The organism is Bordetella genomosp. 12, from assembly GCF_002261355.1.
Lineage (GTDB): Bacteria > Pseudomonadota > Gammaproteobacteria > Burkholderiales > Burkholderiaceae_B > Bordetella.
Window position 1 is genome coordinate 1,231,358 of sequence record NZ_NEVU01000002.1, and the last position, 15,337, is coordinate 1,246,694.

Here is a 15,337-nt window from a genome sequence, read left to right on the forward strand (position 1 = left end):
ACCGGGCCTGCTACTGCCTGCCCACCTCCTTTTCGAAGAAGAAGATGGCACCCAGATCGCTGATGGATGCATACCGGATGGATGCCGGCCTAGCCGCGCCCAGCTCCAGCGTGAGGCTGGAAAACGGGGCGACCATCATCGACGGATAACGGTGGGCGGGGTGATCCTGCGGGCCATAGGAGGCCTCGCGCAGATTGACGTAGTACGGCGTGGGATTGGCGACCTCCAATTTGCCGCCGGGCACTACCCTGAACGTGAGGTCCGCCGCGGCGTTGTCCGCCGAGCCCTTCAAGCCCTTGGGCCGGAAGAACATCTTCAAGCGGGTGCGCACGCTGATCTGCAGGATGGCGCCGGTATCCTCGCCCGTGCCGGCCTTGGGCGGCACATCCAGCACATTGAGCCAAAACAGCGATTCACGGTCCTGCGGCAGCGCCTGGCCGCCGTCGGTATGAAAGATGCGCAATGCCTGCCCCTTGCCGGGCTCCACCCGTGCCAACGGTGGCGTCAGAAAAAACGGGACGCTCATCTGATCCGGCGTGGCATCCGGGCGGCCGTCGTCTATCCAGGCCTGCATCAACGACGCCACCGCCCCTTCGTTGCTCATCTTGACGACGACTTCGGCCGCGCCCGCTTTATAGACCACCCGGGTGCCTTCGATCACCAGGCTGGCGTGCGCGGCGCAAGCCGTGCCCATACACAAAACGACCGCGCCCGCTCGCCAAAGCCGGCGCCATGCCGAGGGAATGCCCGCGGCCGGCAATACTTCATCCATGACGCGCCTCAGGCGTCGTGTGCTTATACGCATAATCAGAACCCCATAACCGTGCCTCAGCGCCGCGCGGTGGCGGATCAGCGGCACTTGCAGGAAGAGATGCCGGCCGCGGCAGCCCGCCGCGGGCCAGCCACTACAGATCAGGGATACATCACCGAAAACTGCACCGACGTGCCGACATGGCTGGCCGCGATCGCGCCGTCAGATATTCGCTTGTAGCGAGCAATGAAACGCGCATTGGCGTTGTTATCCGTCACTCGGAAGGTATTGCCTGCAATGGCCTTTTGCGCCTCGGGCGCGCTACCCATGGGTATCTGCACCCCGTCCAGCCCGGCGAGCTCGATACGCAGGTGATCAAAGCGCGTGGCGGCCGCGCCGGCCGCCGGGATCGCGGTATCTGCGGCGGACACTTGGTAGGGAATCAGTGTGTGCGAGTCATAGTCGGTGGTGTGCCCGGGCTCGAAGTAAATATGCACGTTTTGCCCATCGATGGCCGCGGGACATTCGCTCAGATGGATGGTGAACACCGTGGCGCCCGCCGTATCGTTGACACGCTTGATCGCAGACGTGGAAATCTTGGGCAAACGGACGGTGATATCCGCCGGCGGCGCCGCGCCTTCTATCTTGCAGGTGGTGTCGATGATCTCGCCACGGATGGTGATGGTGCCGTCCGAAGCGACAGCGGTCGCGCTCATTGCCATGAGCAAGCACATACACAAGCGTCGAGGTAAGCAATGCATGGAAGGTCTTCGTATAGGAGTTGAGGGGTTTTCCCACCTGCCAAGCCAAATCATCCGCAAGCAATCAGCAAGTAATACGACAGCGATTTCTGCTTTTTGGGCTTGATTTGAATGAAAGTGAGAGAAGAAGAATCCTATTGAGACCTAGCGCATCCCACTATCAGCCAACACCTTTGGGGCTGTAGGATTTTTCTCATTGAGGCGTGGAGTGCCAGGGACACCGGGAGACAGCGGCCGAGGAAGGCAAAAAAAAGCGGAAAAGGGATGATCCCTTTTCCGCCAACCAGGCAAAGCCCCTGCCTACTTCGCTGTCTTGTAGGAGATGCGGTAGTTTTTACCGCCGACGTCCTCCACCTTGAGGAGGAACTTTTGCTCCGCCCCCTGGGCGGGCTTGCTCGTTAAGACCTTGCCGTCGAGCTTCATGAGTTGCTCGCGCCGCGTGATGGTGATGGTTTCGGGCCCGTTGGGACCGGTAAACGTCAGCGTGACGGGTTTGGCCAGCTTGCCTCCCATATCCTTCATCAGATTGATCTCAGACACTTGCTTTTGTGCCACCTTGACTTGCTCTTGCACGGCGTAACGCCCACCCTGAGGCTGAAGCTTGACCTTGGGCTGAGCAGGCGCCGCGGCTTTGGGTTTGGCGCCGGCATCAACCTGATCTGGCTCGGGCGGGACGACCCGTTTGGGCGGCGTCGCCGACACCGTGGGGGCCTCCGCTTTGGCGACCTTGGTTTGCACCACGGGCGCCTCCTGCACCGGAGTCACCACTTTCGCATGCTGGACCTTGGGCGTGGTGGTGATGGTCGCCTTTTCAGTCTGGATTACCTTGGTCTTGACGACCGGCGCGGGATGACCCGGGTCCACCAGCTCAGCACGATGCACTTTGGGCGCCGGCGTGACGGTCGCCGTCTCGGTTTTGATCACTTTGGTCTTGACTACAGGCGCCGGGTGGCCAGGATCCACCAGCTCAGCACGATGGACCTTGGGCGCAGGCGTGACGGTCGCCGTTTCCGTCTTGATCACCTTGGTCTTGATCACCGGCGCCGGATGGCCCGGATCCACCAGCCCGGCACGATGGACCTTGGGCGCAGGCGTGACGGTCGCCGTTTCCGTCTTGATCACCTTGGTCTTGATCACCGGCGCGGGATGGCCAGGATCCACCAGCTCGGCACGATGGACCTTGGGCGCAGGCGTGGCGGTTGCCGTCTCGGTTTTGATCACTTTGGTCTTGATCACGGGCGCCGGATGGCCCGGATCCACCAGTTCGGCATGATGAATCTTGGCCGGCGGCGTAATGGTGGCCGTCTCGGTCTTGATGACTTTGGTCTTGACCACGGGCGACTCGGGCGCAACCACGTTCTTGCGCAGGCGAGCCCGGAGTTTTTCCACCGTGGGTTTGAGCGCCAGTGACAAGGCCGACTCGCCCCCGGCGTAGTACTCCTCGCGCGTTACCACGCGCTGACGTTCAGCGTCGGTGTTGAGAGGACCGGCCATGCCCTCGCCCGCCGTCACCTTGGCGGGGTCACCGACAGCGATGGTGGCCTTGTTGGTCGCCTCCACATGATCACGCGCGTCGCGTCCATACTCGATCGTCACCATGGGCAGGCCCGTCGTGGGGTTGATTGCCCCTGATCCCCCGCCCTTGCCGCCGTCCTTATCGATTTTGTCGTGCAACTCGGCGGTGGTGATCTTGCCGCCGGCGTCCACGGCCCCCGAGCTGCCCACGATGTGCGCTCCGGTCAGATCCAGGCTGCCGCCGGTATCCAACGCCAGGCTCGAGCCAGCACGGATGCCTGCCTGCTCCTTAACGACCTTGGCATTGTCGTGATGAGACTCTGCCGTAAAGCCCACGGTGGCCGACGCCGCACCTATGGTTTTGGTGTTGACACTCGCGACCGCGCCCGCCGTCCAGGTGCCGCCCTCCTGCTTGCGATTGATGTCGTCTTGCAGGCTCGCGATACGCGTGTTGCCAGAGACATCCACCTTGGCCTTGTCCGTGGCAGCCACCTGGGCGCCCGTCAGCGCAAGATCCCCTCCGGCGCGAATGTTGACCTCGCCCGCCTCGACCTTGGCGTTCTGATAGCGCGTGCTGTTTTCGGTGGTGACGGTGTGCGAACCCGACAGCGTCGCCGACACGCCAGCCCCGGCGGCGCCCATCGCTGCGTTGACCCCACCGTTGATGGAGGCCGACAACGTCAGGCCATGATCTTCGCCGTGGCTGACCGTCTTGGACTCGGCCGCCCTGAGCGCGACGTCGCCCTTGGCCTGAAGCGTCACGGCATCTCCGCCCTTGAACTGCGTGCCTGCGAGTGCGATATTGCCCCGATTGGCGTGCAGCTGGATATTGCCGCCAAAGGTCTGGGTGTTTTCCTTGGTGTCGACGCTGTCGCTGTGGCCCCACTCCACTCCGGCTTTGGCCGTCCCCGTGATCGCCGCCGTGTCCCCAAGCACCAACTGCGTGGCTTCGGTGGCGGCCATGGCCGCCGCCAACGCCGGATCGATCTTGCGCTTGGGGTCATCCACCGTTTGCGCAATCATGTCCCCGAAACGCGTTGCGGTCGTCGCCACGGAAGAGCCCGCATTCGCCTCGGCGCCCAGGGTGTAACGGGTGTAAGACGTATGGGTGTGGATTTCGTCCACCGCCTTGGTGCTAGCGATATTGCCGGCCTCGATAGACAGCGAACCTGCACCCGCCTGTGCCTCGGCCCGATCACGATTGATGTCGGCGCCACCCAGGTCGGCAGTGCCGCCCACCCTGACGGTGCCCTCACCCACGTTGAATTGAACATTGCCGTGCGTTTTAGCCTGCATGGTGCTTTCTTCGGAAGAGGCGGAGAAGCCTGCCGTCAGGCGTGCGCCGGCCGTCTTGCCGCGCCCGGCGTGAGCCTGCCCGCCACTTTCGCTCCCCCCCGAGGCAGCCGCCTCGTAACCCCCCGCCCCGACAGCCGCGCCCAGCGCCAGCTCGCGCCGGTCTTCGCGGCTATAGCCGAAATAGTGGTTTTCGCCGGCTTGAAGGTCGAGATTGCCCCCGATATCGATATCGCTCTTGGCGGCCGAGATCACACCGCCCTTTACCGAGACATCGCCACTATTGTCGATAACGAGCTTGCCTGCGCTGAACGTGCTGCCCACGTCGGTCGCACTGGCGGATTGCTCGACGCTGATGGTCTGCGACAGCGCGGCCAGCGCCTCGCCCAAGGCGTGGTTCACTTCGAACTTGTAGTGCGAACCCACCTCCTTGACCGCACCAAGTTTGATATTGTGGGTTTTGAGCGCGACTTCGCCCTGCGACGCCACGATGCCGCCCTCGCTCTCGTAATCTGTTGCCGCGATCTTGACCGAATCATGGCCCTGAATCTGAGGCTGCTCATCGCGCACGACCAGGCGTCCTTTGTCGTCATAGCGCATCCCTACGATCGTCCGCAGGCGGCCTTCGGCCTGCAAGGCCACGGTTTTGCCCTGGACTTGCGCACCGGCGATCAGGCCATCACCTGCCTTGATAGAGACAGCGCCCTCGCTGGCTACGCCGCCCAGCACCCCGCCCGTACTCGCGAAGTTGGCGTCGCCGATCTTCGCTTTGATGGCATAACTGCCTTTGGCACGCATTTCGCTTTCGGCCAATCGTTGAGCGGCTTTACTCACCGCTGCGGCGGTCGGTTTGCCGATCGTCAGCTTGCCTCCCGCCGCCGCAGCGGCTTGCTGCAGCACCCCCAGCAGCTGCTTGCGGGTCAGGGGTTCGCCGGCATCGTGTTCCTTGCGCCATGCATCCGAGCGCTCGGCCAAAAGGCGGCGTGCCTTCTCCGCTTGCAAGCTGCCCGGCGCCACGCTGGTACCGTCGGCGTTCAGGCCGACGGCGCCGCGACCGAGGTCGAGCAAATCCGTGGCATTCAGCTGGCTGTCCCAATAGAAATCCCGTGCGCTCGCCTGCAACTTTTCGAGCTGCTCGGCACTCAAGGTCGAGAAGTCCAGCGACACCTGGCCGTCCACCGTCTTGTGCAACTGCGCGCCGACCACGGCCAAGACCTTGCCCGCGGCCTGCTGCAACTGGCTTTGCTGGGCCTGGGCCAAGGTGTCGATGGCGCCATTGAGGGGCGAGGCCAGCTCCTGGCCCAGCTTGTGCAACAGGGCATCGCGCTTGGCCATTTCCTGCTTGGCCGCCTCACTCCGGGTGTCGATATCCACCTTGCCACCCACGAGCGCGCCATTGGCCACCGTGACGTCCGCCCCCCCGGTTTCGACACTGACGGTTCCGGCCGAGGCCACGACGGCGCCGCCCTTTTTGCGCAGGGTATCGGCCGCCTCTTTGGAGGCACGGGCCAAGTAGACGCGCGGCATAAGCACCTGGGTGCCGTTGATGCGCGTCCAGACATACCAGACCGTGTCCTTGTCCAGCTTGGCGATCTGCTGATCGCTCAAGGGCTGCCCTAGTTGCAATCCCAACCGGCCGGCCATCTCGGCGCCGTTGTCCATCAACTGCTTGACCGTCTGGGCGTCACCGCTGCCCATCCGGCCCTCGGCGCCGCCCAAGAGGCGGGCGCGCTCACGCAGGATCCACTGCGTGTCGAAGTAGTTGTCACCGCTCACGCGTGCGCCCTGCTGCGGCTGATAGCCCAGCTTCTTGAAAAAGTAGCCCGAGCCATAGAACTGGGCCTGATCGATGTACTTGAGCCGGGTTTCAAAATAAGGCCGCGGCAAGGCGCTGGCGGCCGGTGCCTGGATCGCACCGGTACTGACCGCGGGCGGCACCGGGCGGAACACAAAGCGGTTGCCCAGCAGATCGTCGAGCACCGGGTCGGGGAAATCCAGTTTGAGGTCGTCGGCAGGCGGTGCATCCAGCTCGAAGGTCGCATCCAGCGTACCGGCCAAGGTCGGCACCTTGGCCTGACCAATGCTGGCCTGCTGGCGCCGGTTGGCGCCCAAGCTGGCTGCCGCCGCATCCTGGCTGGTGTTGCCCCCGACGACCATATAGCCCCCGGTGTGGGTCACTCCCGCCTTACCTGCCAACACGGTCTGGGCCAAGGGATAGTAGTCCAGCGTCCAGGCACGTTGACCGTTTTTGAACTCTTTCCAGCGATTTTCCAACTCTCTCGCGCTCAAGCCTCGCCAGTCCGCACCCAAGGTGGCAGCCAAGACTTTCTGCAACTCTGGCGCATGGCTCATATTTCCGCCAGCGAACACCGGGAAAAGGTTATAGCTAGGCGAATAGGTATAGAGACCGCCCAAGCTGACACGATATGCGCTGTCGTGCAGCATGAACTCCAGAAAGTCGTAGAGGGATTTGAAATTACCATCATGCCCGCCCGTTGGCAGTGCCACCTCCTCGACCCGGCTGCTATAGCCACTCATGTTCTGGCGCAGGTAATCCATGACATTCAAGGACTTCGCCTTGGAACGGTTCTCGACGTTGCCATCGACGCGCAACCGGGCACCTGCCACGATGGCTCCCTCGTTGTAGACACGGGCCTTGCCGCCTTTCTGCGCCTGTTGATTGAGATCGATATCGCCGCCCGCGCGGATCACGCCTTGCTTGACTCGCAACGTGCTGATGGGCTTACCCACTGAGAAATTGTTGATTCTCGTCCTTACCCAGCGCCCGGTGCTCCAGAAGCCCAGCGAGTTAGAGAAACTCACCCTTTCTTGCTCGCTCCCCGACACCCGAACATCGCCTTGCATTTCTGAAATGTTCTCGAGATTGGGTGTATCGATGCTAATTTTTTTCCCTGCTTCGATACGGCCCACCTGGTTGCGCAGCTTCTTCGAAGCGCTTAGTGTGACATTGCCATTCTGCGACATGAGCCAGGCATCGCGCAGATTCTCGAGGGTCTGCCCGGAGATGTTGACGTGGCTGCCTGCCCAGATCAGGGCCCCAGCCTTGTTGGTGATATCGCCGCTGGCGGTGATGGACACGGTCTTTGGCGTCGCGATCTGGCTGTCGTTGTTGAGGCCGCCAGCCGTCGCCTTGATGACTACCGCGCCCGGGTTTTCCACCCCACTACGCACGGTAAAAGACTTGGCTTGCAGCGTTAACGTGCCATTGGCGATGGGAGTCAGCCGTTTGCTGTCGATGATCATGCCTGCAGCGTGGTTGTTGATGAGGCTGAGATCGTGGCCTGCCATCAATCGCCCCGTGTTGGCGTAATCCGAGGTGGTGATCGAGAGATCTCGGCTGGCCTGGACAGTGCCGTCATTGTCGATGCGCGCAAGCGTGAAGGTGGCGCTGTCGGCCTGAATGCTGGCGCCGCTGCGGTTATGCAAAGTGCGCCCGGCCAGCGTCAGGTGCTGGGCCTTGACCTCGCCGCTGTTATCCACATCCTGCTGCACGGTGAGTTGGGCCTGCTCAGCCTGGATGAGCCCACCGCCCTGATTGGCGAGGGCCTTTGCTGTCAGGGTGAGTTGCTTGGTTTTGATCTCGCCAGCATTGGCTACCTCGTCTTGGACGTGGAGCGTGGCAGTGCCCGCCATCAATTGCGCTCCGCCAAGATTGCTCAAGGTTGCGGCGCTCGCATCCAACACGCCACTGACTTTGATGTCACCCGCATTGTTCAGACCCTGACTGACGACGATCCTGGCCGAAGTGGCCGACACGCTGCCGCCTGCCATATTGCGGATCTCGTGCGCCTGAATATCCGTCTGCCGAGTATTGATCTTGCCTTGGTTGCTCAGGCGGCCCTTGGCCTTGATGTTACCCGACTGGGTCGCTCCAATCGTGGCGCCCGTTTGATTGGCGATATTGTCCGCCTGCACGGTTACCGTTTTCCCACGCAGCGAGCCGTCATTGGTTAGGTCGCCATCTGCGGTGACAGACAAGGACTTCGCGGCCTGGACCAAGGCGGATGCCCCCTCGTTGCGTATCTCTCGCTGCGCCGTTAGGGAGATTTCTCCAGCCTTGAACTTACCTTTATTGACGATTTCTTGATTGGCCTGAACTTCTAACTGCCCGCTGACTTTGATAGTTCCTTTATTAGCCAGCGACTGAGTACGGACACTCAGGTCCTTCGCCTGGATCTCAGCCTTACTGCCAACCTGGGTGCGCCCTGCAACGACGAGTTTCGCGCCCGCCGATATGCGGACTTGTCCGTTCACCTCAGCTTCGCCTGCCCGCACATCCAAGCCACTGCTCTTGTTGCCACCCCCACTGGAAAGGATAAGGTTTCCTGTCGAACGGAACAGCCCTGAAACATCGATGGTGGCAGTGCCGTCACGCAGGTTGATATTTCCATCGTTGTTAAGGCTTTCACCATTAAATAGCAGGTGTACGCCCTCAACTTGCCCCGTTGACTCGTTGATCCACGCGGGCCGGGTCTTGACTTTACCCTGAGCGGGCAGCCCCTCTACAGTGAGAGTTCCAGTCACGCCAACGAAGCCGCGGTTGACGAGTCGATCTCCCACGCTCAAGGTAATTGCCTGCGTGGTACGGGGACCGGGGGTCACCTTGGTCGCGTCGGTCAACGCAGATATTTCAGCGGAATTCTCGAGCTTGCCACTGGCGGTAAGCGCCACTTGATTTTCGGAACCCAGCAGAAGGGTGTTCTTAATGTTCTTACCCGAGACCTGGAGCCCCTGTTTTCCCCTGATGATGCCTTGATTGTCGATGTCGCCCGTCAAGGAGAGCGTGGTCTTGCCATCAAGAGCGGCGATCACGCTGCTTTGGTTCTCCAGCGAACCGCCTTTGATTAGGATGTTGCCCTTGAGCGCGCGGACTCCTACGCTCGAACCTATCGATGCGCTCTTGAGCTCCTCGCCGGTACTGGCCTTTTGAACGATAGGCCTGCCCTTGATGACTTTGACCAGTGAGTCAGACAGCGGATTGCCATCTTTATCCACGCCATGCAAAGCGCCAACGAGCACGATGCGGTCGGTAACGTCGACATCTACGCTGTTGGAGCCGCCGCTTTTGCCGCTGGCTTCGACCACGGCATTGCGGAAGACCCAGCTTTTGGCCCTGACCTTGAAGCTGTCGGCCTTGATGTCACGCGAGAGAATGATGCTGCCGTTGCGCGCCGTGAGTTCGACATTGCCGGTGAGCGTGGAGGCCCCGGCATCGCCCTTGCTGTCCGGGCCCAGGTTTATGTCGCCGGAATCAGCGGTGATGCTGGCGCCTTTGCCGGCAACCAGGGCATCGACGGACAGGTTGCGGCCAGCCGAGGCCGTGAGCTTGCCGGCGGTGTCGACGGTGCCGGCCTTGACGTCCGAACCGGCGCGCAGCGTGAGATCCTGAGCTTTGGCGCTGCCGACTTCGATATTGCCACGCGCGTCGATGCTGATGTCGCCCGGCGAGACCAGGGTGCCGGGTTGGCGCACCCCCAGCCCGGCATCGGTGGAGATCAGCGTGATGGCTTTGCCGTGCATGGCGCCGGCCGCGCTGCCATCGATGGCGTAGCCTGCGCCTGCCTGGGCGGCACGTGTGCGGCGCACGGGGCCCGTGGTGCGCGTGGCGGTGTTGAAGGTGCTGGTGCCAGCAATGGCCTTGATGTCGGGTTGCGCCGTGCCGGTGCCGCCGATGGGGCCGTCGATGCGTATGAGCTTGGCGATCAGATCGAAGGTTTGCAGGCCGTCGGTGTTGACCCCGCTTGCGCCGACGGTGAGATTGCCCTGGGTGACGCCCAGAGACACCACACCGTCGCGCACGGTGGGCACGCCGGTCGATAAGGTGAGGCTGTTGGTATTGATCGTGGCCAGTCCATTGACGCTGAGGCCATTGGGGTTGGCGATGATGAGATTGGCCTTGCCGCCATAGACCTCCAGCGTGCCATTGAGGCTGCTGCGCCCGGCGCCCGTGACCTCCGACAGGATGGTCGAGGCGAGTTGGCCGGTCAGATTGGGGTTGCGCGTGACCTGGCCGGCGATCTGAGAGCGGCCATCCTGTTTGCTGTTGTTGAACACCGCGCCCGGCGCCACGGTGTTGAACTGCTGGAATTTGTTGTGCGACAGACCGCGGGCATCGGGCGCGGCGATGTTGATGACCGGCACGCCATTGGCCGCGTTGTGTGACGTTGTGGTGCTGCCCGCCGCCGGCGTGACCTGAGCGGCGGCCTGCCCCGGCAAACCAAAGGCCAGGAACAAGGCCGACGACAGCAGACTCAGCCGGTAGGCGTCGGCCGGGCCGGTGCGTGCACGCACGCCTTTGCGGCGGCCAGCGGTCTTGATTTCGGAAACCGGGACATACATGCCCAGGACTTTGCTGAATACCAAGCGATAGAGAGAGGCGTTCACGGTGTATCTCTGCCAGCGATTGCTGTCCGCCATGCGCGTACCGGCGCCCGATGACGCTGGGCCGCTTGCGGACCAGGAACAAAAGATTAAGCAGATGATGCAGAGTGACTACGCGGCACAACACCTCATAGAGTCCTACTTGTGTGTAGGAGATTTCTTGTTCGTTGCAAGACTGTCGCACCGCCTCGCTACAACATAGGACCAATCCTTAGCTCACGGCCGGCCTATGAACACATCGACTAGGACCAATTAACCTACCGCGACGCCAAGCCGGCGGACGCGGAAAATCCTCACGCCGAAGGGCGTATGATGATCGCGTTTTCATGCCCGAAAACCCGTGGTTTCAGGAGAATCTCATGCAACAGGCCCGCGCCGGCCTGGGCTCGCCAACCGGCCTGCCGACCCCCCAGACGTCAAGCGGCCGTCCGCTGGTCGGGGTGTTATTGCTCATCCTCTCGTTATGGACGCTGTCCTGTCTGGACGCCAGCGGCAAGTGGGTGATGGTGGCCGGCGTGCCGCTGCTGATGCTGTGCTGGGTGCGTTACGTCGTGCATTTGGTCGTGGTGACGGCGTTGGTGGTGCCGCGCCGCGGCAGGCGCATCCTGCGCGCCAAACGGCCCCGGGACCAAGTGCTGCGCGGCGCGGCCATGTTTGGCGCCACCCTGATGTTTTTCACGACATTGCGCTATCTGCATCAGGCCGAGGCCACCGCGATCAACTTCCTGGCGCCCATGATCGTGCTATCGGTGGCGCCGTGGGTGCTGCGCGAGCCGCCCCGCCTGTCGCGCTGGGTGGCCTGCGGGGTGGCTTTTGTCGGCGTGCTGATCGTCATCCGGCCGGGTGGCGGCCTGGACCCCGTCGGGGTGATGTTCGGGCTGCTCACCGCGTTCTGCTTTGCGGCGCAGTTCATCCTCACGCGCCGCGTGGCCAGTGATGACGCCTACACCTCGCTCATCTGGAGCGGCCTGGTCGGCACGGTCTGCCTGACGGCGGCGCTGCCCTTCATCCTGCCGGCGGCCCTGCCGGTGCTGGCGCAACTGAGCCCGTTGAACTGGCTGATATTAATCTCGACGGGGCTCTCGGGCGCACTGGGGCATTTGCTGCAGATCGCGGCGTATCGCAACGCCTCGGCATCGACGCTGGCGCCTTTTGTCTATATGCAGATCGTCAGCGCGACCACCATGGGCTGGCTGCTGTGGGGACATTTTCCGGACCCGCTGACCTGGCTGGGCATCGCCATCATTTGTGGCAGCGGCATCGTGATCGGCATGCTGGAATGGCGCCGGGCCGCCCGGGCCCGGCGGTAGGCCGACAAGCGTCAGGCCGACAAACGCCCGGCAGCCAGCACCAACTGGCGATCGCAACGCGCCGCCAGGTCGGGATCGTGGGTCACCAACAGCAGCGTGGCGCCCTGCTCGCGTTGCAAGTCGAACATCAGGTCGATGACGGTCTGACCCGTCGCCGCATCCAGGCTGCCAGTCGGCTCGTCGGCAAACAGTAAAGCCGGACGCACGACGAAGGCCCGCGCCAGGGAGACGCGCTGCTGCTCGCCGCCGGACAGGGTGCGCGGGTAGTGATGCAGGCGCGCGCCCAGGCCCACGCGTTGCAGCATGGATTCGGCAGCCTTGCGGGTCGGCCCGCCGGCCTGGCCGGCCAGCTCCAGCGGCAACATGACGTTCTCCAGCGCGGTGAGATTGGGCAGCAACTGAAATGACTGAAAAACAAAACCCAGGTGCTGCGCCCGCAAGCGGGCCCGGCCATCCTCATCGAGTGCAAAGAGATCCTGCCCGGCAAGATGGACGCGGCCCGCGGAGGGAACATCCAGGCCTGCCAAGAGTCCGAGCAAGGTGGACTTACCCGATCCCGAGCTGCCCGTAATCGCCACGGCCTCGCCGGCGCGGACCGTAAAATCAAGATCAGCCAGTATGGTGAGTTCGCCCGTGGCGTCGGCCACGCGTTTGCCCAGACCAATCACCTCTATCGCGTTCCTGTTATCCATGCGCTCAATATTCCGTGTTTTGTCCGTCTCGCTCGTGCTGGCCGCCGTGCCGGCGGCAGGGGCCCAGACCGCCGCGCCCGCGGGCACCTCCCAGACCGTGCTGGTGGTGGGCGACAGCCTGGCCGCCGAATATGGCCTGACGCGCGGCTCCGGGTGGGTGCCGCTCATGGCCCGTCGCGTGTCTGAACGATACCCGAATTACGCGGTGGTCAACGCCAGCATCAGTGGCGATACCACCAGCGGCGGCAAGGCGCGCCTGCCTGCCCTGCTCAAACGCCATGCACCGGCCGTGGTGGTGCTGGAACTGGGCTCGAACGACGCGTTGCGCGGACTGGCCCTGACCATGACCGAGAGCAACCTGACCGCGATGACGCAAGCGGCCAAGGAGGCCGGCGCCAAGGTGCTGATCGTCGGCATGCAGATCCCGCCCAATTACGGCCGTGACTACACCGAGCGTTTTGCCCGCGTGTTCCAGACCGTGGCGCAGAAAGAAAAAACCGCCCTGGTGCCCTTTTTGATGGACGGCATGGCGACCAACCGCGATCTGTTTCAGGCCGATGGGATACACCCCAATGAAAAGGCCCAGCCGACGCTATTGGATAACGTCTGGCCGGGCCTGGAGCCGCTGCTGCGCGCGGATCAGCCTTCGGCCGGCTGATCGCCCTTGATGATGGGGGCCGCCGACGGCAGGATTTGCACCTTGTACGCCTCGCGCAGCATCTTGAGCACGGCCTGATCTTCGGCTTCGCCCCAGGCGCCGTTCAACTGGCGCGCGAGCATGGAGACGGCCTGCTCATCGGGCTGGCCGGCCTCGACCTTGTCCAGGCGAGCCACGACATAATCGCTGCCCGACGCCACGCCGGCGTAGCCCGGCAGCTTGGCGGCATCCATGCGCATGACGGCATCGACCAGATTGCGCGGCAGATTGCCCGGGTCTTGGCGCGAGATCGTCACCGGAGCGGCAAAGCCTTCGGTCTGGTCTTGGGCCTGCAGCGTCTTGAGGGCCTGCTCGCCCGCCTCGCGGGCGGCCTGGGCCGAATGCTCGTCGAGCAGGCGGGCACGGATGCTGTCCTTGACCTTATCCAGCGGCGGGATCTGCGACGGCTCGACCACGGCGACACGCAATGCCAACAGCGTATCGGGCGCGAGTTCGATAACGCCGGTGTTCTGCTTTTCGCGCAGGACATCGGCGGCAAAGAGCGCCTGACGCACGCGCGGGTTTTCGAGCAGCGCAGAATCCGGGCTGGCCGCCGCCGAGCCGGCGCCCGCGTGGTCGGCGGGCAGCAGGCCCGCACGCGTAATACCCGTTGCCGTGCGCAGTTTCAGCCCCAGGGCGTCGGCCGCCGGTTGCAGGCTGTCGCGCTGGTCATATACCGCACCTTGCAGCTTGGTGGCCATTTCGGCAAAGCGCGCAGAAGCCATTTGCTTGCGAATCTCAGCGGCAATCTGCGTCTTGACCTCTGCCAAGGGCTTGACCTGCGCCGGTTTGATATCCGTGACCTTCAGCACGTGAAAGCCAAAGGGGCTTTCGATCACGCCGGACACGGCATCCTTGGCCATGCCGCCAATGGCTTGCTGCAAGCTGGGCGGCACGGAATTCGCGGCGATCCAGCCCAGATCGCCACCTTGCGCGGCCGAGCCTGCATCCTGGGAGTCTTTCTTGGCCAGTTCAGCAAAGCCGGCCGGGTTGGCGGCAGCCTGACGGGCGATGTCTTCGGCCTTGGCCCGCGCGGCCTTGCGCGCGTCAGCCGAATCGCTGGCGGCGGAATTGATCAGAATGTGGCTGGCACGGCGCTGCTCAGGCGTGCCGAAGCGGCCTTTGTTCTGCTCGTAGTAGCTGGCGATGTCCTCATCCTTGACTTCGACGCCTTGCGTGGCGGCGGCTTCGTCCAGGACCAGGTACTGCGCCTGCACCTGCTCAGGCACGCGCAGCGATTCTTTATTGGCCTCGTACCAGGCCTGGATGTCCTGCGGCGTGACCGTCACTTTGGAGCGGTAATCGGCCGCGGCAAAGCTGCGCAGTTGAATGGTGCGCTTTTGCGTGAGCGCCTGTTCGATATCCTGCACCACGATCTGGGGCACGTGCGCCGACAGACCGACGGGCTCGAGCACGCGGGCCACGGCGAGGTCGCGGCGCAGACCGTTTTCGAAGGACGTGGGCGACAAGCCCTGGGCGGCAAGCACCTGGCGATAACGTTCGGGCGAGAAGCGGCCGTCGTCCTGGACTTGCGGAATGGCAGCGATGGTATTGCGCAGCGTTTCGTCCGACACCGAGAAGCGGTTATCGAGCGCGACCTGGGCCAGCAGACGCTGATCGATCAACTGATTGAGCAGTTGCTCGCGCATGGCGGGCGTATCGAGCACGGCCGGATCGAATTGCGTACCCAGGCGCTGGCGGAACTGCTCCAGCTGATTGCGGTGGGCGGCGTCGAACTCCGACTGTTTGATTCCCTGCCCCGCGACGGTAGCCAGTTCAGGTTCGCCGTTGACGAAACTGGTGTAGCCCTGCACGCCTACCAATGCGAAAGACGGCACGATCAGAAGCAGCAGGATCAACTGCATCCAACGCCGATGGGTGCGAATAAATTCAAACATGTATTTCCTGTTGCCAGA

The 15,337-nt window shown here is 63.1% G+C and carries 7 protein-coding genes; 2 read left to right on the forward strand and 5 right to left on the reverse strand.

Features of this window, described 5'->3' with window-relative positions; translation table 11 throughout:
* Nucleotides 1–10: 10 nt before the first annotated feature.
* The 3 genes from CAL22_RS11185 to CAL22_RS11195 all read right to left on the reverse strand — a co-directional run bounded on the left by CAL22_RS11185 (nucleotide 11) and on the right by CAL22_RS11195 (nucleotide 10,725).
* Nucleotides 11–772, reverse strand: a complete 762-nt coding sequence (locus CAL22_RS11185) for a fimbrial biogenesis chaperone (protein ID WP_279628541.1) — start codon at nucleotides 770–772, stop codon at nucleotides 11–13.
* Nucleotides 773–912: 140 nt separating this feature from the next.
* Nucleotides 913–1,467 carry a fimbrial protein gene (locus CAL22_RS11190; RefSeq protein WP_208621960.1) on the reverse strand — a complete coding sequence of 185 codons (555 nt, stop codon included), beginning with the start codon at nucleotides 1,465–1,467 and terminating at the stop codon, nucleotides 913–915.
* Nucleotides 1,468–1,812: 345 nt separating this feature from the next.
* Nucleotides 1,813–10,725 (reverse strand): hemagglutinin repeat-containing protein, encoded by an 8,913-nt coding sequence (locus CAL22_RS11195; RefSeq protein WP_244193841.1) that lies wholly within the window; start codon nucleotides 10,723–10,725, stop codon nucleotides 1,813–1,815.
* A 356-nt stretch (nucleotides 10,726–11,081) separates the two neighbouring features.
* On the opposite strand from CAL22_RS11195, the gene CAL22_RS11200 reads away from it, so the two are divergent.
* Complete coding sequence (locus CAL22_RS11200) at nucleotides 11,082–12,032, forward strand: DMT family transporter (protein WP_094813118.1); 951 nt, start codon at nucleotides 11,082–11,084, stop codon at nucleotides 12,030–12,032.
* A gap of 11 nt (nucleotides 12,033–12,043) precedes the next feature.
* On the opposite strand, the gene CAL22_RS11205 is transcribed toward CAL22_RS11200, so the two are convergent.
* Nucleotides 12,044–12,724 (reverse strand): ABC transporter ATP-binding protein, encoded by a 681-nt coding sequence (locus CAL22_RS11205; RefSeq protein ID WP_094813120.1) that lies wholly within the window; start codon nucleotides 12,722–12,724, stop codon nucleotides 12,044–12,046.
* Here CAL22_RS11205 and CAL22_RS11210 point away from each other — a divergent pair.
* Nucleotides 12,723–13,382: an arylesterase gene (locus CAL22_RS11210; RefSeq protein ID WP_167383596.1), complete on the forward strand. Its 660-nt coding sequence runs from the start codon at nucleotides 12,723–12,725 to the stop codon at nucleotides 13,380–13,382. The two genes, CAL22_RS11205 and CAL22_RS11210, sit on opposite strands and share 2 nt — an antisense overlap.
* Here CAL22_RS11210 and CAL22_RS11215 read toward each other — a convergent pair.
* Nucleotides 13,364–15,319: a SurA N-terminal domain-containing protein gene (locus CAL22_RS11215; RefSeq protein WP_094813122.1), complete on the reverse strand. Its 1,956-nt coding sequence runs from the start codon at nucleotides 15,317–15,319 to the stop codon at nucleotides 13,364–13,366. The genes CAL22_RS11210 and CAL22_RS11215 overlap by 19 nt on opposite strands.
* Nucleotides 15,320–15,337 lie beyond the last annotated feature (18 nt).